Below are 20,722 nucleotides of genomic sequence, written 5' to 3'. Positions count from 1 at the left end.
TTTACTCAGAATGGCTGCAATTGGTCACAACAGCCTTATTTAAGTATTTGTACTTATTGCAAAAGTGACACGCTCCCGACGCACTCAAGTGAAAAGCATATACTAAGTATTGTAGTTCATCAGTAATCATAAAGTAGGGTAAAACCTTGATATGAAACCATACCAGCAAATAGCGATCGACGAATGTGGGGAACCTTTAGTCCCTATTCCAACAGAACATTTTGTCTTTGAAATCCCGCACCCTTATCAAAAGTTGGGTGCTCCCTATCACAACAGCAAAGCAGATTCACCTTACTATTTGCGGCAAGGAGTTGTAGATAGTTTAATCGCTGCTCAAACCCAGCTACAACAAAATCACCCTAATTGGAAAATTCTGATATTTGACGCTTATCGGCCGGTGGAAGTCCAGCAATTTATGGTGGATTATACTTTCAATCAAATTGCTTTAGCTCAAGGCTGCGAATTTCCGGTTTCGGAAGACAAACGCCAAGTAATTATAGAACACGTATATCAATTTTGGGCAGTACCGAGCCTCGATCGCGCGACGCCTCCCCCTCACAGTACAGGTGCAGCTTTAGATGTAACTTTAGTGAATGAAAATAATCTGCCCATTGATATGGGTTCTCCGATTGATGAAATATCAGAACGTTCTTATCCAGATTATTTTGCTAACAGCAATCACCCACAAGAACAGCAATATCACCGTCACAGGCAAACCTTAAAAAATGCGATGATAAATGCAGGTTTTCAGCAACATCCTAACGAATGGTGGCATTTTTGTCTGGGCGATCAAATGTGGGCTTGGTTGACAAATCAAAACAATAGTGGTATTCAATTGATTGCTCGATATGGCCGGTATTAAAAGGGTACGCAATTAAATCTGCACTGGCGCACTCGCAACCTTGAGAAACCGGGTTTGTTGACAAAAAACCTCAGCTTTTAGGTGCTTTCTTCGGGAAGAAACTCGGTTTCTGACACTCTATGCGTCCAGGACTATAAAAGCTCGATCGCCATAAATAATTTGTATCATCAGACACGCCAACTATTGCCAGCGGGGTAGCAGTGCTTTAAAATCAACGAGAGCGAACAAGTGCAGGCAAATCAAGCCAGCACCGCAAACCCTAAAGGATAACTCAGAGTTCACCCAATGAAAGCACTCATCCTCTCTGGCGGCAAAGGAACACGCTTGCGTCCCCTCACCTATACGGGTGCTAAGCAATTGGTTCCTGTAGCAAATAAGCCGATACTGTGGTACGGAATTGAAGGAATTGTGGCGGCTGGGATTACGGATATTGGGATTATTATTAGTCCCGAAACCGGGGAAGAGGTGAAGACAAAAACAGGAGATGGATCTCGCTTCGGTGCAAAAATTACTTATATCTTGCAAGCAGAGCCGGCGGGACTCGCTCACGCGGTGAAAATTGCCAGACCGTTTTTGGGAGATTCTCCGTTTATTATGTATTTGGGAGATAACTTAATTGAAAATCAGCTACAGCCGTTTTTAGATATTTTTAACAAGCAGAAACTAGACGCCCTGATTTTGTTGCGTCCCGTTCCCAATCCCTCTGCTTTCGGTGTGGCAAAAGTTGATGAGAAAGGAAGAGTTTTGGAGTTAGTAGAAAAACCACAAGTCCCGCCATCGAATTTAGCACTGGTGGGAATTTACTTTTTTGCTCCTACTATTCACGAGGCGATCGATCAAATTCAACCTTCGCCCCGGGGCGAACTCGAAATTACCGATGCCATTCAACAGCTCATCAATCAGGAAAAACACGTAGAAGCCTGCAATTTAGAAGGTTGGTGGCTGGATACGGGGAAAAAAGACGATTTGCTGAGTGCAAACCAAATCATTTTAGATAGCCGTATAGTAGCTTCAACTGAATTAACAGTAGATGCGAAAAGTCAAATTATCGGGCGAGTGCAAATAGGGGAAGGAACGGAAATTATTAATTCTACAGTTCGCGGGCCGGTGGTAATTGGGGAAAATTGCCGCATTGAAAATTGCTTTATCGGGCCTTACAGCAGTATTGCCGATCGCGTGACGATGATTGATGCCGATATCGAACACAGTGTAATATTGCAAGGGGCGAAAATAGTTGGCATTCACCAGCGAATTGTTGACAGCGTGATCGGGCAACGAGCTCAACTCACAAATGCGCCGGCTCGTCCAAAAGCTCTGCGGTTTATGATTGGTGATGACAGTCAAATTGAGTTATAACAATCCTTGCAGAAGCCGTAAAGTTTTTAACCCACCCCAACCCTCCCCTTGGTAAGGGGAGGGATTAAGAAATTCACAAATGATTTAGGATTGCTATAGCTTAAATTGAGATAGTGCCAATATCGGAAGCAATAATCCTGATGTAACAAGAGATGAATTTTCTTGTGGGGAGTAGGGTTAGGCATCCTGCCCCCCCTGGAACACGCATCTTGCCTGTTCCACAATTATTCACACAGCAAAGCTGCCTGTTCACAATTAGTTATCATGATTGCAACAGCAAAGATGCCGGTTCCATAATAAGTCATAGTAAGTTAGCTAAAGGAGAGGAAAGTTTGCAGTACGAAGAAATACCAACTCAACAGATAATACATAAATTGCGACAAACTTTGGAGCCGCGAATTGGTATTGCTGAGCAGCCTCTGTCGGAAACCGAAAATAGTGCGATCGCCCAAAATGAAGATGACGAAGACATCGCCCTTTTAAAGGCAGGTTTCGACATTTATAACATCCCAATTACCTCTTACCAAAGGCGACTCGGTTCCGCAGTCATCGCCGTTAGAAAAATAGTCCGAAAATTGCTCAGACCCGTACTAGAACGCCAAGTTATTTACAATTTCGCTAATACCCGTGTAGTTCAAACACTGACCATTCAATTGCAAAAATTGCAAGAAAATCAGCAAACTCTAGAGAAAAAAATTGAATCCGACTTCAGCAGCGCATCTCCCGAAGTTACAGCACAGCTTGAGACTCAACAAAGAGCGATCGCAACTTTTCAGTCTGAAATAGAGCAAATTAAAGCAGTGCAGCAGCAACATACTGCTATTTTAGAGAAGATTACCGCTCAATTGCTCGATCGACAACAATAAAGCATCAAAGATGACCACACTGCCCATATGCTCGCTAATTATAGTCAACTATAACGGTCTGCGCCACACGAAAGATTGCTTAAAATCTCTACAAAAACTTGCGTACCCCGAACAGCAACTAGATTTAATTGTAATTGATAATTGCTCTCAAGACGATTCCGTTACTTCCCTGCGCGAACTATTTCCAAAAGTTCGGATTTTTGTCAACTCCGCCAACAACTTTGCTAAAGCCCTCAACCTCGGCATCAGCGCGGCAAAAGGGCGATATATCGGCTTTCTAAATAACGATGCTACCCTAGACAGTCGCTGGTTAGAGATTCTTGTAAAACGGCTAGAAACTAATAAAGAAGTAGGTGCGACTAGCGGCAAATTGCTGTTTAAAGACGGGCAGATTAACAGCGCTGGCATTCAGCAATTGCCTAATTTTTATTGGCAAGATGTCGGTTTTGGCGAAAAAGATTCGGGACAGTACGATACAGAACGGGAAGTCGAAGGGCTTTGTTGGGCGGCGGTGCTTTTTCGCAGAGAATGTCTCGAAGATGTGGGGCCGATAGATGAAGATTTTGTCATGTATTTTGAGGATGTAGAGTTTGCCAAACGCTGCCACAAACGCGGTTGGAAAATGCTTTATACTCCCGCAGCTATCGCTCATCACGAATATAGGGGTTCGAGTAAAGGAAGCAAACTTACCGAGTATTTCTGCAACCGGAATCGGTTTTTGTATTTGGCAAAACATGAACCGTTGCAATTAGTCAAGGGAATTCATACTTCTGATTTTTTTACTAACAAGCAGTACGATTTGCTGTTTGAGAGTTTATTTGTAGCGATTAAAAAGCTGCTGGATTATCAGAAACCAGAAATCATTGAAACTGTATTGCCACAGTTGTCGGAAAAGTTGGCGGTGATTTACAGTCGGATGAAGATCGATCGCATTTTGTCTCGCTTACAGGTGGTTCGGGGCGATCGCAAAATGTCGATCGCCATTTACGATCACGGACTGCATTTTATTGGTGGCGGTCAAAAATACGTCGCTACCCTCGCCTCGCTGCTACAAAATGAATTTGACATTACTTTTATCGCCAACAAACCAGTTGCTGTTTCCGACTTAGAATCGTGGTACGGACTTAACCTTTCAGGATGCAAAATTAAAATTATGCCCTTGGCGTTTTACGAGAAACGCGGAATGCAGTGCATCGATTCCAGCATCATCGTGGAAGATATGGAAAATCCCTTTGATGAAATTGCCAGAGAAAGCAAAAACTACGATATTTTTATCAACGCGAACCAACTGGAAAAAGTTAAGCCACTGTCGCCAATCTCAATATTTTTCTGCCACTTTCCCAATACCTTCCGCAACCGTCACTTTGCTGTCGATGACTACACTTTCATTATTGCCAACAGTCAATTTACTGTTAAGTGGTTGGAGAAACGCTGGAACCTACAGCCAACTTTTCTGCTTTATCCGCCGATAGAAATGGCAACCGTTAAAGTGCCGAAAGAAAAAATAATTTTGGCGGTGGGACAGTTTGAAGCTGGGGGAACAAAAAAGCAAATTGAACTAATTAAAGCTTTCCGCTGTTTGCTAGCAGATTATCCCGAAGATTTTCAAGGATGGCGGCTTGTTTTAGCTGGCAGCAGCATTCCCCGCAATCCTTATTTAAAGACTGTTCAGAATTTATTGAAGCAAGATTCAAGGGCGATCGATCTCAAAGTCAATGTTGACTTCGATGAGGTAAAATCGCTTTATGCTAGAGCAAGCATATTTTGGCACGGCTGCGGTTTGGGTGAAGTCAATCCTCAAAGATTTGAACATTTCGGGATGGCGACTGTCGAAGCCATGCAAAATAGTTGTGCTCCGATTGTTTTCAACGGCGGCGGTCAACCGGAAATTGTCGAACATGGGCGATCGGGCTTTTTGTTCAATACCGTTGAGGAACTGTGCCAGCATTCACATCAACTAATTGTTAATCCCGATTTGCTAGCAGAACTTCAAGCTGGTGCACAGCAACGCAGTCAGAACTTTAGACTTGCACATTTTGAGAAAAAAGTCAATAGTTTTTTTGATATTATTCACCAAGAGTATGCTACAATTCGGCTGCCAAATCCTGCCGATATAGCTCAAATGCTCGATCGAACTTAAAGGCTAATTAAGTAGTCCATCAGGGGTTAAAATCCTTAGCCCAAAGCTAAAGTCCTCTTGCATAGGACTAATATCAAAGTCAATTTTATTACCGTTTTATTCAGTCCGCGCAGGCGGACTTTGTATGTGTAGTCGCGACTTCCAGTCGCCGGAACTCTAAAATCATGTCTAATTCACTGTTAATCAATTTGTCCTTTTTAACACCCGAACCAACGGGAATCGGGACTTACGCCGCTAATCTTTTCCCGCAACTGCAACAGCTAGAACCAACATTACTCGCTTCCCAGCAAATTGATAATTATACTTGCCACCCAATTCCCGAAACTCTGACACCGGATCGAGGGCCGAAAGGACAAATTAACAGGCTGCTGTGGACTCAATTTGACTTACCTAAAATTTACAAAAAATTGCAGTCTAGCCTGATATTTTCCCCTATTCCCGAAGCACCTTTGTATTCCGGCTGCCGCTACATCGTCACTGTTCACGATTTAATTCCTTTACGATTTCCCCGACGGTTTTCTCGTTTAACAACTTATTTCCGCTACTACATACCGCAGGTTTTGCGGCAAGCAGAACACATTATTTGCGATTCTCAAGCAACGGCGGCAGATGTTGCTAATTTTTACCAAATTCCGCCTAAAAATATGACCGCAATTCCCCTAGCTTGCGATAATATTAATTTTAGATATCTCGACTTGCCCGCCAAAAATTATTTTCTTTATACAGGTAGACACGATCCTTACAAAAACTTAGAAAGATTAATTGCTGCATTTGCGAGTTTGCCCGATCGCGCAAATTACGAATTATGGCTAGCAGGGCCTCCCAATGCCTACACGCCGCAATTGACAGCACAAGTTGAACAATTAGGTTTACAATCTTTGGTAAAATTTCTCGGTTACATTCCCTATTCTCAATTGCCCGTACTGATGAATCAGGCGATCGCCCTAGTTTTCCCTACACTGTGGGAAGGATTCGGCTTACCAATTTTAGAAGCAATGGCTTGCGGCACACCAGTCATCACATCCAACCTATCATCGATGCCAGAAGTAGCCGGAGATGCGGCATTATTAGTCAATCCTTACAGCGTCGGAGAAATAGCCGAAGCCATGCAAACAGTAGCCACAGATTCAAAAGTGCGATCGAACTTAAAAACTGCTAGTTTAGCCAGATCATCTCAATTTAGCTGGCACAAAACCGGAACAGCAACCGCCAACATCTTACAGCAATATCTTTAAATCTTCCCTCTCTTCCTTTCTCCTCTCTGCGTCCTCTGCGCCCTCTGCGGTTAAATAAAAAAATCCCACCAAAAACCGCAATCTACATATTATCCCATGCCCAATCCCCAATCCAACCTGCTCATCAACCTCTCCTTCCTAATTTCCAAACCCACCGGCTTAGCCATCTACGCCAAAAACCTATTTCCCCACCTAAAATCCCTCAACCCCACATTACTCACAGCAGAAAAATTCCCCAATAACAACTGCTACCAAATCCCCGCCAACCTAACACCAGAACAAGGAACAAAAGGACACATCAACCGATTGGTGTGGACACAAACCCAACTCCCAAAAATTTACAAACAGCTAAAATCTAACCTGTTATTTTCCCCAATTCCCGAAGCTCCTCTATTTGCAAATTGCCGCTATATAATAACAGTACATGACTTGATAGCGCTGCGATTTCCCCGCCGGTTCGATCCTCTGACACCTTACCACCGCTACTACATTCCCCAAGTGCTGCGGCAGGCTCAACACGTAATATGCGACTCTGAATCAACTGCCAAAGATATCGCTAATTTTTGCAATATTCCTACTCATTTAATTACGCCAATTTTCCCCGGATACGATACCAGTTTTTTTCGTTTTCTAGACTTACCAACAAGCAATTATTTTCTTTATATCGGGCGCCACAATCCATATAAAAATGTGCAGCGAGTGGTAGCAGCGTTTGCTGCTTTGCAGCAGAATTCCGAGTACGAATTGTGGATAGCAGGTTCGGAAGACAAACGCTATACGCCATTGCTGAAGGCACAGGTTCAAGAATTGGGATTGTTCGATCGAGTAAAATTCCTAGATTACCTCCCCGCAGCCGACTTGCCCAAAGTCATCAACCAAGCGATCGCCCTGGTTTTTCCCAGTCTTTGGGAAGGATTCGGCCTCCCCGTGCTCGAAGCAATGGCCTGTGGCACTCCTGTAATCACTTCTAACCTGTCTTCAATGCCCGAAGTGGCTGGGGGTGCAGCATTATTAGTAAACCCCTACAGCGTCGAAGAAATTGCCTCTGCTATGCACCAGCTTGCAGTGGATGCCAAAGTTCGATCGCACTTGCGGAATCTCGGTTTAGCCAGAGCAAAACAATTTAGCTGGGAAAAAACAGGCCTGGAAACTGCTGCTATTCTCGATCGATATCTTTAACGAAGGAAGAAGGAAGAGGGAAGAGGGAAAAGGGAAGAAGGAAGAAGGAAGAGGGAAGAAGTCAGTAGGTAGATTAATGCCCCATGCCCCATGCCCAATTCCCAATTCCCCCTCCCCCTGACAGCCTGAGTGAGGGACTGTAGCCCCTTTTACTTATTGATACCCAACTGATCGCCGCGCTTGTACTGCTGATAAGCAGCAAAAAACAGCCCCGACAGAGTAACAAAGATTAGACCCAGAACAATACCTGAAAGCAGCGGTTCTACCATGAGATCTCCTTAACGTTAAGATTTAACAACCTATTTTTAATATTACCAGCACTTACACAGATGAATTTTCCGAAAAACGACCTTCCGGGAGTATTAGATCTTGCTCTCCCCGCTGCGAACGATTAAGCTATGTTATGAGAAATAAATTTTCTTGTAGATACTATTTTTAATTGAACTCCTTTGAATAACCAACTTGCCAGGAATGAAATTAAAAACCCGATCGAGCGACTAGCCATATTTGGGGTAGCGGTGTTGCTTGCCATCATCTTGGCAACGATCGCAATTCGTCAGTTTCAAGTCGCCGATCCTTACGTCAAAAGCGTACTATCCCTCACGGGCAACCCGTTTCAGGGTTCTGCCATCTTTCAAATGAACTGTGCGGGCTGTCACATATCCGTTTCAGACAGTCAAGTCGGGCCCAACTTGCACGGAGTGTCCGAGCGCAAATCCGAATTCGATCTGATCCGGCAAGTCACCAGCGGGCAAACCCCACCAATGCCGCAGTTTCAGCCGAGTCCGCAAGAAATGGCCGATTTGCTGAAATACCTCGAACAAATTTGACCAAAGAAGGGGAACGGAATTCGTTCCCCTTCTTTGGCAAAGCCTCGAAGCATGGGTTTCGAGGCTCTGCTTTCAGTTAGTCCGTCTCTGGTGGGCCGACAGGCAAGTGTAGGATCTGTTGCAACTGCCGAGTTTTATCTGCAGACTAAACCAGCAAGCTAAAACTCTGAGCCGATAACTGGCTCGGCTGTACGCCCGTCACTATAGCCAAAATCTGGTCGCTGTTGGCGATTCCGATCGCCGTCGAGCCATTAGTTTCGGTCAATGACAGTTGATTGAAGTCCAAGCCTCCGAGCAACCCGATCGAATCAACTCCTGCGGTGAAGTTGATAATGGTGTCAATTCCTCCGCCCGCTGACAAGACAAAGCCATTGCTGCCACTGCCACCGACGAAGGTATCGCTGCCAATGCCGCCAAAGAGCAAGTTATCGCCGGTGTCAGCAAAGAGCAAATCATCGCCGCTGCCGCCAATTAAGGTATTGTTACCTTCGCCGCCGCAGAGAGTGTCATTGCCTTGATCGCCAAATAGCACATCGTCGCCAGCGCCTCCCAAAATTACGTCCTCGGCTTTGCCCCCGTACAATAAGTCATTGCCTTCGTCGCCAGAAAGAGAGTCATTGCCACGATTGCCATAAATTGTATCGTTACCGCGATCGCCAAAAATCAGGTCAAACCCTTTGCCACCGAAGAGAGTATCGCTATCGATGCCTCCGTAGACAGTATCGTTGGCCGTATTGCCATTAATGTAGTCACCGCCCCCTCGGCCAAAGATCAAATCGTTGCCGCCCAATCCGAAGATAGAGTCACTGCCGGCACTACCCACGATCGTATCGTCGCCGTTAGGGCCATTGATCACATTACCCGCTGAAGAAGTGCCGGGCTCATTGGGAGTAGCGATTCTGGGGAAGTTCTCAGGGCAAACCAAATCTGTCGGTACAGGTGCAGGAGTCGGCGTCGGTACAGGTGCAGGCGTCGGTGTCGGCGTCGGTACAGGTGCAGGCGTCGGTGTCGGCGTCGGTACAGGTGCAGGTGCAGGTGTCGGCGTCGGTGCAGGTGCAGGTGTCGGCGCCGGTGCAGGTGCAGGAGTCGGCGTCGGTACAGGTGGCAGTGGTGGCGGGGTCGGAGTCGGCGTCGGCGGAGTCGGCGTCGGCGCTGGGAAGTTCCCGAAGTTGATGCCAGTGACAATAGCGCCCGAAGTTAGGGTGATGTCGGCGGGTTGGGGTGTGCTTTGGGTAAACCCAGTTTGGTTGACTTCCCGGACACGGTAGGTTCCCGGCGTTAGGTTTGCGAACAGGTAGTTACCACTGTTGTCTGTGGTAGTAGTAACAGGAGCAGGAGCAGTTCCAGCTACAACATTGGTTAACTGAATTTGGAAGTTGGGTAAACCCGGTTCTCCAGCATCCTGAGTGCCATTGTTGTTGGTGTCTTGGAACTTCAGACCTTGGATCGCTCCGGGTTGGGGCAGGAAGTTGCCGAAGTCAATGCCCGTGATGTTATCGGAGGGATTAACCGTAACGGGGGCGGGGTTAGGGGTCGTCTGCGTCCAGCCGTTTTGCTGGACTTCCCTTACCTGGTAAGTACCTGCGGGTATATCTCGGAGAGTGTAGTTGCCCGCTGCATCAGTGATGGTAGTCGGTTCGCCCTGCTGAAAGATGCCATCGGGATTGATACTGTCGAGGAATATTTGCCAGTTACCCAGCCCCAATTCTCCGGCATCCTTAACGCCGTTGTTGTTGAGGTCATTGAATTTTTGACCGCTGATTGTGCTCGACTGGAAGTTGCCGAAGTTGATATTAGCGATGTCTTGACCGCTGGTGACAGTGATGTCATCCGGGTCGGGGGTAGTTTGCGTCCAAGTAGGCTGCAACACTTCCCGCACCTTGTAGGTTCCTGCTGACAAATCGAGGAATTTGTAGTTGCCTGTGGCATCGGTGAGGGTGTTCGGTTCCCCGGTGTCGAGAGTGCCGTTGTTGTTGGTATCGAGGAAGAATTGCCAGTTGGCAAGCCCTTGTTCCCCGGTATCTTGTACCCCGTTGTTGTTGAGGTCATTGAACTTCAGACCACTAATCGAGTTGGGCTTGAAGTTGCCGAAATTGTTGTTTTGGGAGTCGGTACCGCTGGTGACTGCGATCGTAAACGCGCCGGAAAGAGTAGGCGTGGCTGCATTGACGGGGGGCACAGTTTGCGTCCAGCCAGTTTGTGGCACTTCCCGCACTGTATAAGTGCCCGCTGGCAAGTTGGTGAACTGGTACTTACCGGCGACATCGGTGACGGCGGCGTTAGTGCCTGTTTCGGCGGCTACTGCGTCTTGGACGCCGTTGTTGTTGGCATCCAGGTAGATTGTCCAGCCTCCTAGGGGTTCTTCTGCTGGCGCTTCTTGGATGCCATTTTTGTTGAGATCGTTAAATTTAATCCCGCTGATTTTGCCCAACTGGAAGTTGCCGAAGTCTTGAGCCGTAATGTTTGTGCCGCTGACCGGGTTAATTGTATAAAAAGTCGGGCCGGCGGTCTGTGAGAAACCAGTCGGTACGTCTTCTCTCACAAAGTACCGACCGGAGCCGACGTTGGGAAAGCTATAAGTACCAGCAGCCACTGGCGCTGCCCCGGTAACTTGAGAGGCGATTTCCGCATCACCCGTATCTAAAGTGCTGTTATTGTTAGTATCTTTGAACAAGCGAACGGTGGTGCCGTTGAGCGGCGTGTCATCAGCAGAGAAGCCGTTGCCTGTGAGGTCGGTGAATTTGGTGCCGCTGACGGTGATGTTTTGGAAAACGCCGAAGTTTTGGGCGGTGACGGGAGTACCGCTTTGGGCGCTAACGAGAATTGCGGCAGCGGGGAAAGAGATGCTGGAGTTGGCTGGGGCCGTGGCTTGTATCAGGTAATTGCCGGGGCCGATATCAGCAAATGTGTAATCTCCGGCTCCTGCAGTGGTTTGTGCAGTGCCGACAACAGTATCTGTGCCGACTTCTAGCGTACCGTTGGCGTTGGTGTCTTTGTAGAGGTTGACCGTGACGCCGTTTAATACGGTGTCGTCGGGCGTGAAGCCGTTGCCCGCGAGATCGGTGTAGGTTTTGCCCGCGATCGATGTTTTCTGGAAGTTGCCGAAATTGGCACCGGTGACATTAACAATACCCGTATTTGCCGGAGTCGGGCCGAGGGTCTGCACCCAAGCAGTCGCAGGCGTTCCAGCGGGAGGCGTTTCTATAATCGGAGTATCGGTTTTTACATCGCGGAGAATGTAAGTGCCGTCGGCTGCGGTAGTAGCGCTCTTTGTGCCTACAGAAATCACCCAGCCCGGAAGACCTGGTTCAGTCGCCGCGGCACCTTGCAGGCTATCGCCGTTAAGGTCGTTGAATTTAACCCCTGTGACGATCGGGCCGTATTCATAAGCACCGATATCAACACTAGCGCCGATCGTCCGGGGAAAGCCAGCTCCCCGCTGGTCAGTCGCGCCAGCAGCAGCCGCAGCCGTGGCATCCCCAGCATCGATCGCCGGATTAGGACTGTCCGCCAAAGCATAGGTGACAGGAACGCCTGTAGCCTGGTTCAATCCTGGGGTAGGGGCGATGACATTTGCTAGAGGAACGGTCAGTTGCTGGGTGGCAGGTAAATTGCTGCCAGCAACATTCCCGATCAAATTGTTGATACTGGTGGCGGCGAAAGAGGTTCCGAACACGTCGGGACTTGCGCCGCCAAGATTGCCTGCGACGATCGAATTTAGGACATTCACAGTACCGCCATTCGTCGCAATCCCCCCGCCGTTGGCAACAGCAGGATCCGTACCAGCACTATTGCTAGTAATGGTGTTGTTAGTCAGAGTTGCTGTAGCGCCGCTGTTGACAAAAATCGCGGCCCCCGCAGCCTGTCCCGGTGTCGCCCCCGCACCGCCAGCCGCGCCTCCCGTTGCTGTGTTGTTGAACAAAGTGCTGTTGTTCAGGGTCAAACTGCCAGCATTAACAAAAATTGCGCCTCCCAAACCAGCACCGCCGCCGCCACCGGTGGCGCTGCCGGTGCCGCCCGGGGTAAAAGCTCCGATAGGCGTGCTGGCTCCGCCTGCGGTACCGAAGCCGCCACCGCCTCCGAAGCCCCCGACACCGCCGTTGCCGATCGCACCGACCGCAGCAGGGGCAGTAGCAGTACCACCAAAACCGCCTGCGCCGCCACCGCCACCAAAGCCACCAGCACCGCCTGCACCCCCAGCCCCGCCACCGCCGTTGCCAACAACTCCAGTACCGCCAGCACCGCCATCACCGCCAGCACCGCCCCCACCGCCGAGGACGCCTACCGCACCGCTACCGCCTGCGCCGCCTGCGCCGCCAGTACCGCCTGCGAAGGTAGTGATGCCACCGGGACCGCCCGGACCGCCTTGGCCGCCGGGAACGCCCGCTCCAAAAGTATTGTTAACGCCAGCACCACCACTGCCAGCGTTGGGTGCAGTAGCAGTACCAGCAGCACCAGGACCGCCCGCAGTTGTGAAGTTGAAGCCAGCAGTGCCACCGAAGAGGGTGCCAAAATCAGCGCTGCCACCAGCACCCGCTGGGGCTACCGCTGCTGCCCCAGCGCCTCCTGTAGCGGTGTTGGCAGTAAAGGTCACGCTGTTAACTGTGACAGCTCCGTTGTTGATAAATAGTGCGCCTCCCATGCCGGCCCCACCGCCACCGCCGGCTGTACCGGCACCACCCACAGCGCTACCGTTGGCAATTGTCAGGTTAGAAATGCTGACAGCAGCACCGCTGTCTACAGAGAAGCCCCGGTTAGTGTTGAGATTTAGGGTGAAACCGCCACCGGTCAACGTGATGGGGTTAGTAATTCTGGGCAGAACTTCTCCGGGGGCGAAGGTGATGTCGCCAGTGATGGCAATCGTGTCGGTGTCGGTCAAAACATTTGCCACCAGAATCTTATCGCGCAGTTCGCCAAATGTGGCGACTAAAACTGCACTGTAAGCTTCCCTCGCCTCAGCCGAAAAAGCCAAAGGTGTTTCTATGTTGCCGGTAGTTACTTCCAGCACCCAGTCTCCACCCATTGCCGCACTGCCGGTCAAGTTATCGGAAGCGGCAATATTTGCTCCCGTGAGCTGGCTCAGCCTTTCCACGAAAGCCACACCGGCTTCTGTGGCGGCGACGTTGCAACCGTAAAGCAGAATTTCGGGTTTAGCTGTAATTGGAGAGTTAGAGTTTGCCTCGGCTGTTGGCAAAGCAAACCATGTTTCTAAATAATTGCGGTAGGTTTCAATGTTGCTGAGATTTAGTTCTGTTGCTCCCAGTTGCAAGCTGGCTGCTGCGCCGTGAGACAAAATGTGGACGGCTGCTATGTTTGGCCGCTGTTTAAGTGTTTCGGCGATTTGCTCGATGCCGTCGCGATCGGCTTTCAGAATAACAATTTCTGTATCGGGATTGACCGTTTCTGTTAAACTTTCGCAATCTTTAACTTGTGAATCTGCAAAAACTATCTGGTGTTTCGGTTCTTTATAAAGTTCCACGTTCAAATCCTCCTGGTACACGCACACATCAAATTCATATCACAAACCAACCGCAACAGCGATCGAGCTTTTTCCGGTGAGTGCGGATGAGAGTCGATCGCCCCTAACTTTCACCTAAATTGAATATTGACAAAAACGTTTTTTTATGCTCCCCTGCCCTAACCGAGTTAGTTTGATTGTTTAGAAGTTTTAAAGGGAGATATTGTTCCGGCTATTCCAAGTAATGTTGGAGAAGATTTGTGCGCTGTTTATTGATCTGCCAGAGATGGATAAATTACCAGATTTTATAAAAAATGTCAATCTAATAGTTAACTGATGACGATCGATATTTGTGAGTCAAGAGTTATCAATCACGGTTATTAGCTGTAAGCTGATATTATTTGGTAGTGGTTGGCTGCTGAATGAGGTGTATGTGCGATCGAACAACCGCTATCAAATTTGTTTGTAGTGAGGAATGCAAGTCCTGTGAGTTTTATGAGGGCTTGCATTCCTCACTACAAAACTTAGAACAGTTATTTTACAGAAATATATAGGACTGATAAATGCTGACTGATGACTAATATTTCTGGACACTATTTTACTCAATAAACTGGGAAGAGGAAAGAAAATTTGGCGTCGCAGTCCAGAATATTAACTCCTCTTCCACTAGGGTGCGTGCAAGACTCACTAATTACCAAGTTTCTTCATCGGGATTATTGGAATTGCTCCAGATTTCCACATCTAAATCATTGAGATAAAGCAGAGCACTTTCAATCTGTTTACTTGTACCGTTAAGTTCCAAATCAAACCAGCCATCATCTAAAGTTTTGACACCTAACAAAGCTGCATTAAAATTCACCGTCAAACCGTATTCAGAAATCAAGTTAGAGATCACAGGTTCCTGATGGTACTCTTTAGGAACACGAATGCGAATGCGGGTTTGAGTTGGTCTGCTGTCACCGCTATCAGATTTGGGAATATCTGATTCTTGGGTTCTGTGAAAATTGCCGATCGTCTCAAATTCAGATTCGCTAGTGTTGTGAGCTAACATTTGGGCCTCCTAATGTTTCTTTGAGTTTACATTTTGCACCAAGATCTTGTAGAGTGCGTATCTGCGAGCTTTTCGAGCTTCCAAGCAGATTGTCGATAGCCACGCACCCTACTAATGACTAACAACTGCGTAGAGCCTACAGCCTAATGACTGATGATTATTCTTCAACCTCCTTAATGCTAGTTTTTCGTTCCAAAATCTCCTTAAGCACAAGGGTAATAACGCCTAAAAAACCTAGAATTACCGCCGCTGAAAATGCGGCTTGTGTCGCATACTGCTTGTAAGCATCCTCTACAAACAAAGGCAAAGTTTGCGTTTTTTTAGCAATATTTCCCGACACTACAGAGACGGCTCCAAATTCTCCCATTGCTCTAGCATTGGTCAAAATTACTCCGTAAAGCAATCCCCAGCGAATACTGGGAAGCGTGACATTCCAGAAAATTTGCCAGTCATTTGCTCCCAAAGTTTTAGCTGCCTCTTCTTGATCTGTACCCACTTCTTCCAAAACAGGAATTACTTCGCGCGCCACAAAAGGCAAGGTAACAAAAGCAGTAGCAAGTACCATTCCAGGGAAGGCAAAAATAACCTTGATATTAGCCGCCTCCAGCCACGGTCCGAACCATCCCACCCGACCGTAAAGCAGTACAATCATTAAACCTGCAACTACCGGTGATATGGCAAACGGCACGTCTAAAATGCTGATTAATAGCGTGCGACCGGGAAATTTATTGCGGCCGATTACCCAGGCTGCACACAAACCAAAGACTGTATTTACAGGCACAACTATCAGAGAAATTATCAGGGTAAGTTGGGCTGCATGCAGAAAATCTGGCGAGGTTAAGTTAGAAAGAAATGGTTCAAATCCTTTGCGGAAAGCTTGGTAAAAAACGTTGAGCATGGGGATGAATAAGACGAGAGCAAGATAGCCGCTCGCAATTCCGATTAAAGTTGGTTTTACCCAGGCTTTCTCCTGACTCCGACTAGAACCCGCAGGCGGAAATTTGTAATCAGCGGGTGAATTGATATTAGCCGTCATAGCGTCTTCTCCATGCTTGTAATAGATTAATTGCGAACAGCATTGCCAGAGAAATACCTAACAGGATAGTGCCGATAACTGTTGCTCCGGCATAGTCGTACTGTTCCAATCTTTGAAAAATTAATACTGGCGCGATTAAATCTTTGAAGGGTATGTTAGAAGCTACAATTACAGTAGAGCCATACTCGCCAACGGCTCGCGAAAATCCGAGGGCAACTCCGGTTAAAATAGACGGAAATAACGGGGGTAAAACTACTCGCCAGAAAGTTTGAAATTGAGAAGCACCCAAGCACCAAGCTGCTTCTTCGATGTCTTTTTCCATCTCGTTTAAAACTGGCTGTACAGTCCGCACGATAAAGGGCAAGGAAATAAAGATCATGGCTATTCCTACCCCCAAGCGAGTAAATGAGATCTTGATTCCCAAGGGTGCAAACAGCCCGCCGATCCAGCCGTTATCGCTGTAAACTGTGGCGAGAGTTAAACCGGCGACGGAGGTGGGCAGTGCAAAAGGTAAATCGACTGCTGCATCGACAACCCGTTTTAAGGGAAAGTCGTAGCGGACTAAAACCCAGGCAATTAATGTGCCGAATACTCCGTTAATTAATGCCGCAATTAATGCTGTAAAGAAGGTGACATCGTAGGCGGAAAGAGCGATCGGACTGGTGGCAATTGCCCAAAATTCGGCGGGGTTTGCTGTGCTGGCTTTCAGCAGCATTGCTGCAACTGGGAGCAATAGCATTAAGCTGAGGTAGCCTAGGGTGATTCCCCAAGGTAATGTGATTTTGCCGATCGCCTTTTTGATATTTTCGAGCGGAGACTCAGGGTTGCTGGTTGGAGATGATACAGCCATAAGTGAATAGTTTTGAGTTGTCAAGAATAGTGAATCTTTTAGAGCCCCGACAACTTCCGGGAAGTCGGGGCTCTGAGCATTCTGTTTTTTTACTGTTTAATTGAACCTTGGATTTTGTCAAAAACAGCTCCGTCATCGAAGAATTTCTGCTGAATATCTCCCCAACCTCCTAAGTCTTGAGCTGTAAATAGGGTTTTGATGGGGGCATATTTTTTGACAAATTCTGGTTCTGCGGCTACTGTCGCATCTACTGGGCGGAAGCCTACTTTGGCAAATTCTCGCTGAGCTTCTGGGGTGTAGAGAAACTTGACAAATGCTTCGGCGACTTCGCGAGTACCGTGTTTATCAACGTTTTTATCGACGATGGCAATCGGATTGTCGATCGAAACATTGACTTCGGGAATAGTATAAGTCGGTTTTTCGCCTTTCTCACCTGCCAGAAGAATCTCGTTTTCGTAGTTAATTAAGGCGTCGCCTTGCCCTTGTTTGAAAAATACGTCGGTGGCTTCGCGGGCATCTTTAGTTAGAATCGGGACGTTTTTGTAGACTTTGCTAGTAAAGTCTAATGCTTTGGTTTCATCTCCTCCGGTTTTAACAACCGAACCCCAAAGTGCGAGGAAATTCCAACGGGCAACGCCTGATGTTTTGGGATCGGCAGTAATCACTTTTACTCCGTCTTTGCTTAAATCTTCCCAGCTTTTGATGCCTTTGGGATTGCCTTCGCGGGTAACTATTGCTCCTACCGATTTGCTGACTATGCCTTCGTTGGGAACTTCTTTTTCCCACCCAGGTTGAATTAGTCCGGCTTTTTCGATTTTTGCAGTGTCGAGGGCTAGGGCTAGGTGTACGATGTCTGCTTCTAAACCGTCAATTACGGCCCGAGTTTGGGAACCGGAACCGCCGTAGCTTTGGTTGAAGGTGACGGTTTGACCCTTTTCTTTTTGCCATTGTTCTACAAATTTGGGAATTATCGCTTCATGGGCGGCTTTGGTGACGGCGAAGGATACTAAGGTTAATTCTACGTTGCCTTTGTTGGCTGCTGGGGTAGCACCGCCTGGAGTGGCTGCGGGGTTGTTGGTGGTTCCCTGGCTGCAGGATGCAACGGCGAGACTTAAAGTTATTCCCACTAAAAATAGGGACACAAATCTTTTCAGGGCAGTAAATGATTGATTTGTGCTGGCTGATGACTGTTGTCGCCAGCGAAGGTGTTGAGTTAGGCGTTGCCACGGGCTCATTATATTTGTTCCTCTAGAGAAAGTACGGTTATTAGGTCGGAATACCGTAATTATGGTTGTGAAGTACGATTATAGACAAGAGCGAGTCAAAAGGCAACAAAAAAAATGAATTGGAGGAACTCAGGGTCGATCGCATATCCTGAAGTCTTTTCCGTCGGTGCTTTCGATCCAGATTTGGGGTAAAATGTAAAGTGTATAAATACTATAATTGAGTTAAGGTGGTCAACTTGCGCGGCTGCACGATACGCCATACGACTACCATCGGCCGATCGCCCAAATGTAATAGCCCTGCCAAGAGTCGCCGCCCCAGCGAGATATGCCTGACTCGCGCGATCGTCCTTAACTAAGAAAAAGTTTTAACTGGTATGTCCTTACCCCGCCCAGTCTCAGACACCCTAATTGAACTGTTGAAGCCTGTAGCCTCTGAATTGGGAGAAAGATTGGGAGCAAGCGCTGTCAACGAACGCTATGCAGACATTGAACCTTCTGGTTCTTCAGCTTTAAACCAGCAAATCAAAAAAGACCCTCGCTGGATTAAAGCACAAATGAAATATTTGCAGCGTCAGCAGGCAAGAGAACAAGAATTAATCGCCCTCGCGGGCGCAGAAGAAAGGGTAAAGGAAGAACGGGCTAATCGAATTAAGGCACAAGAAGTAAGAGATAAGCGGGCAATTAGCCGGCTTTGCCGCGACTTAATGCGGGAGTTTCAATCAGAAGCAATTCGAGTTAAGCTGAGCGAAATTCAAACTATTTGGGACAGGGACAACTGGTTTTCTAATTTGAGCAGGCAGGAAACTGAACAGATTTTGCAGCAGCAGCAGCAGCACCGATTGCTGCTGTTAGTTGCTCCCGCAAAAATTAGCCAAGATTGCCCTGATTCGTTCCGCCACAATCTGAATATCGAGCTGCCGGCTAAGTTAAGAGCTTTTTTGAACCAGCACTACCCCCCCCATGGAGATTTATGCCCGGTTCAGTTTTACGGAGACTATTTCAAAAAAGCGATTTCTGATATTGATGTGGAGCGGTTGCAGACAGTGTTGTCTCCCGTACCGACAGCTATACTGTACAGCGATATCAGCGATTATGAAGTTAATTTTCATGTGGGTTTTTGGGGAGTCATCAATCAGAGCGTTTCTCTAGTGGCAATGCAGCCTTGGAATTGGGAAGAAGTTTATCACCACTTGGAGGCGGAGGGGAAAGACAAAAAGCTGAGTCTGCGGATTATTAGACAAATAATTGTGACTATTCACAAGTTATTGGCGGCTTTTTTAGCTGATTTGTATTATTTAAATATCGATTTTACTCACGAACCTCAGTTATTTAAATTAGAGGGGGAATTTGCTCAGGAATGGTTTTCTAAAGATTGGGCCCAACCGTATATTGAAACTCTTAAAGAAATTCAGGAGCAACAGCGAATAGTTTATAAGGGAGAGATGCGGCGGCTGGCGCTGCGAGAGGCGAAAGCTAAGGCGGAACGCCAGCGTTTGGAGGAGGCTGAACTCAAACGCAGAGAGGAATCTGAGGCGGCAGCTAAGCGGGTGAAGGAATTAGCTCACAAATTAAAACATCAGAAATGGCGGTGTGTATATACGCTGCCTGGACATTCATCGTTTGTGAATTCTCTGGCGATTAGCCCTGACGGTAAAATTATGGCTAGCGGTAGTTGGGATAAAACTATTAAGATTTGGAATTTAGAAACGGCGGAATTAATTGGCACTCTGACGGGACATTCCGATCGCGTAAATTCGGTTGCTATTAGCTCTGACGGGAAAATGTTGGTCAGTGGCAGTTCGGACGAAACAATTAAGTTTTGGAATTTGCACAGCGGTGATTTGCTGTGTACTTTTCCGGGACATTCTATGGAGGTGAATTCGGTGGCGATTAATCCGAAGCGCCTGGTAATTGCTAGCTGCGGCGGGGCTGATAATACGATTAAGCTTTGGAATTTGCGGAGTGGTGAGTTGCTGCGGACTTTGAGGGGTCATTCTGACAATGTGAATGCGGTGGTTTTTAGCCCGGACGGTAAAATATTGGCGAGTGGCAGTTCGGATGCGACGAGCAAGGTTTGGGATGTGGAAAGCGGCAAGTTGCTGCGGACTCTTTCGGGGTTGAATGTTGGGGTGAATTCTGTGGCGATCGCCCCAGACGGTCAGATTCTTGCTAGCGTTAGCAATGATTATACGATTAAGCTGCGGAATTTGCACACGGGCCGTTTGTTGCGGATTTTAAATACTAATTATGCGAAGGGAAAGGGTGTAACTAATTTAGGAACGAATGAGGCGCTGCATATTTTGCAGAATTATGTGAGTCGAGGCGATTCGGTTGCTATCAGTGGGGACGGTTTGACTTTGGTTAGTGGCTGTGATGATAATACGATTAATATTTGGAATTTGCAGACGGGGGAGTTGTTGAGCGCTCTTCAGGGACATTCGGGTACGGTGTACTCGGTGGCGATCGCACCTTCGGGCAATTTGCTAGCCAGTGGCAGTGCGGATCAGACGATTAAGATTTGGCGCTGCGATTAGTGACTGGGCCCAAAAGCATCGGGCATTGCTCAGAGGAAGAGCATTTTTGTTCCGCCCTTGCGGGGAGAGCTTTTGGGGGAATTTGAAAAAAAAATTGGC

General features: G+C 47.5%; 14 protein-coding genes. 8 read left to right on the top strand and 6 right to left on the bottom strand.

The features are described 5' to 3' along the window. Window positions 1-151 precede the first annotated feature (151 nt). From QUA33_RS10445 to QUA33_RS10420, 6 genes are all read left to right on the top strand, one after another. Window positions 152-862, top strand: coding sequence for a M15 family metallopeptidase (locus QUA33_RS10445; RefSeq protein WP_333148543.1), 711 nt, complete (start codon window positions 152-154; stop codon window positions 860-862). 285 nt (window positions 863-1,147) lie between these two features. Beyond that, entirely contained in the window at window positions 1,148-2,218 is a 1,071-nt protein-coding gene (locus QUA33_RS10440; protein ID WP_333148542.1) for a glucose-1-phosphate thymidylyltransferase, read from the top strand. A 332-nt stretch (window positions 2,219-2,550) separates the two neighbouring features. Further along, the gene (locus QUA33_RS10435) at window positions 2,551-3,084 is read left to right on the top strand and encodes a hypothetical protein (RefSeq protein ID WP_333148541.1); all 534 of its coding nucleotides are present in this window, start codon (window positions 2,551-2,553) and stop codon (window positions 3,082-3,084) included. 10 nt (window positions 3,085-3,094) lie between these two features. Beyond that, the gene (locus QUA33_RS10430) at window positions 3,095-5,224 is read left to right on the top strand and encodes a glycosyltransferase (protein ID WP_333148540.1); all 2,130 of its coding nucleotides are present in this window, start codon (window positions 3,095-3,097) and stop codon (window positions 5,222-5,224) included. Between the two features lie 164 nt (window positions 5,225-5,388). After that, a complete protein-coding gene (locus tag QUA33_RS10425; protein WP_333148538.1) occupies window positions 5,389-6,459 on the top strand; it encodes a glycosyltransferase family 1 protein in 1,071 nt (356 codons plus the stop codon). A 96-nt stretch (window positions 6,460-6,555) separates the two neighbouring features. Beyond that, window positions 6,556-7,638 (top strand): glycosyltransferase family 1 protein, encoded by a 1,083-nt coding sequence (locus QUA33_RS10420; protein ID WP_333148537.1) that lies wholly within the window; start codon window positions 6,556-6,558, stop codon window positions 7,636-7,638. A 149-nt stretch (window positions 7,639-7,787) separates the two neighbouring features. On the opposite strand, the gene petG is transcribed toward QUA33_RS10420, so the two are convergent. Further along, a complete protein-coding gene (gene petG / locus QUA33_RS10415) occupies window positions 7,788-7,907 on the bottom strand; it encodes a cytochrome b6-f complex subunit V (RefSeq protein WP_015174208.1) in 120 nt (39 codons plus the stop codon). Window positions 7,908-8,087: 180 nt separating this feature from the next. Between petG and QUA33_RS10410 the strand changes: the two genes are divergently transcribed. Further along, window positions 8,088-8,468, top strand: coding sequence for a c-type cytochrome (locus QUA33_RS10410; protein ID WP_333067538.1), 381 nt, complete (start codon window positions 8,088-8,090; stop codon window positions 8,466-8,468). Window positions 8,469-8,613: 145 nt separating this feature from the next. Here the strand turns inward: QUA33_RS10410 and QUA33_RS10405 are convergent, their stop codons facing one another. The 5 genes from QUA33_RS10405 to QUA33_RS10385 form a co-directional block, all read right to left on the bottom strand. Then, entirely contained in the window at window positions 8,614-13,947 is a 5,334-nt protein-coding gene (locus QUA33_RS10405; protein WP_333148536.1) for an SdrD B-like domain-containing protein, read from the bottom strand. A gap of 670 nt (window positions 13,948-14,617) precedes the next feature. Next, entirely contained in the window at window positions 14,618-14,977 is a 360-nt protein-coding gene (locus tag QUA33_RS10400) for an NIL domain-containing protein (protein WP_333148535.1), read from the bottom strand. Window positions 14,978-15,134: 157 nt separating this feature from the next. Beyond that, a complete protein-coding gene (gene cysW, locus QUA33_RS10395) occupies window positions 15,135-16,013 on the bottom strand; it encodes a sulfate ABC transporter permease subunit CysW (RefSeq protein ID WP_333148534.1) in 879 nt (292 codons plus the stop codon). Beyond that, entirely contained in the window at window positions 16,003-16,863 is an 861-nt protein-coding gene (gene cysT, locus QUA33_RS10390) for a sulfate ABC transporter permease subunit CysT (protein ID WP_333148532.1), read from the bottom strand. Before cysT ends, cysW begins: the two co-directional genes overlap by 11 nt. An 89-nt stretch (window positions 16,864-16,952) precedes the next feature. Then, the gene (locus QUA33_RS10385) at window positions 16,953-18,098 is read right to left on the bottom strand and encodes a sulfate ABC transporter substrate-binding protein (protein ID WP_333148531.1); all 1,146 of its coding nucleotides are present in this window, start codon (window positions 18,096-18,098) and stop codon (window positions 16,953-16,955) included. Between the two features lie 365 nt (window positions 18,099-18,463). On the opposite strand from QUA33_RS10385, the gene QUA33_RS10380 reads away from it, so the two are divergent. Next, the gene (locus tag QUA33_RS10380; RefSeq protein WP_333148530.1) at window positions 18,464-20,623 is read left to right on the top strand and encodes a WD40 domain-containing protein; all 2,160 of its coding nucleotides are present in this window, start codon (window positions 18,464-18,466) and stop codon (window positions 20,621-20,623) included. The last annotated feature ends 99 nt before the right edge of the window (window positions 20,624-20,722 follow it).

Source organism: Microcoleus sp. Pol14D4 (genome assembly GCF_036701245.1).
GTDB lineage: Bacteria > Cyanobacteriota > Cyanobacteriia > Cyanobacteriales > Microcoleaceae > Microcoleus.
Note: the sequence above shows the minus strand (reverse complement) of the source record. Positions and strands in the feature narration are given on the sequence as shown.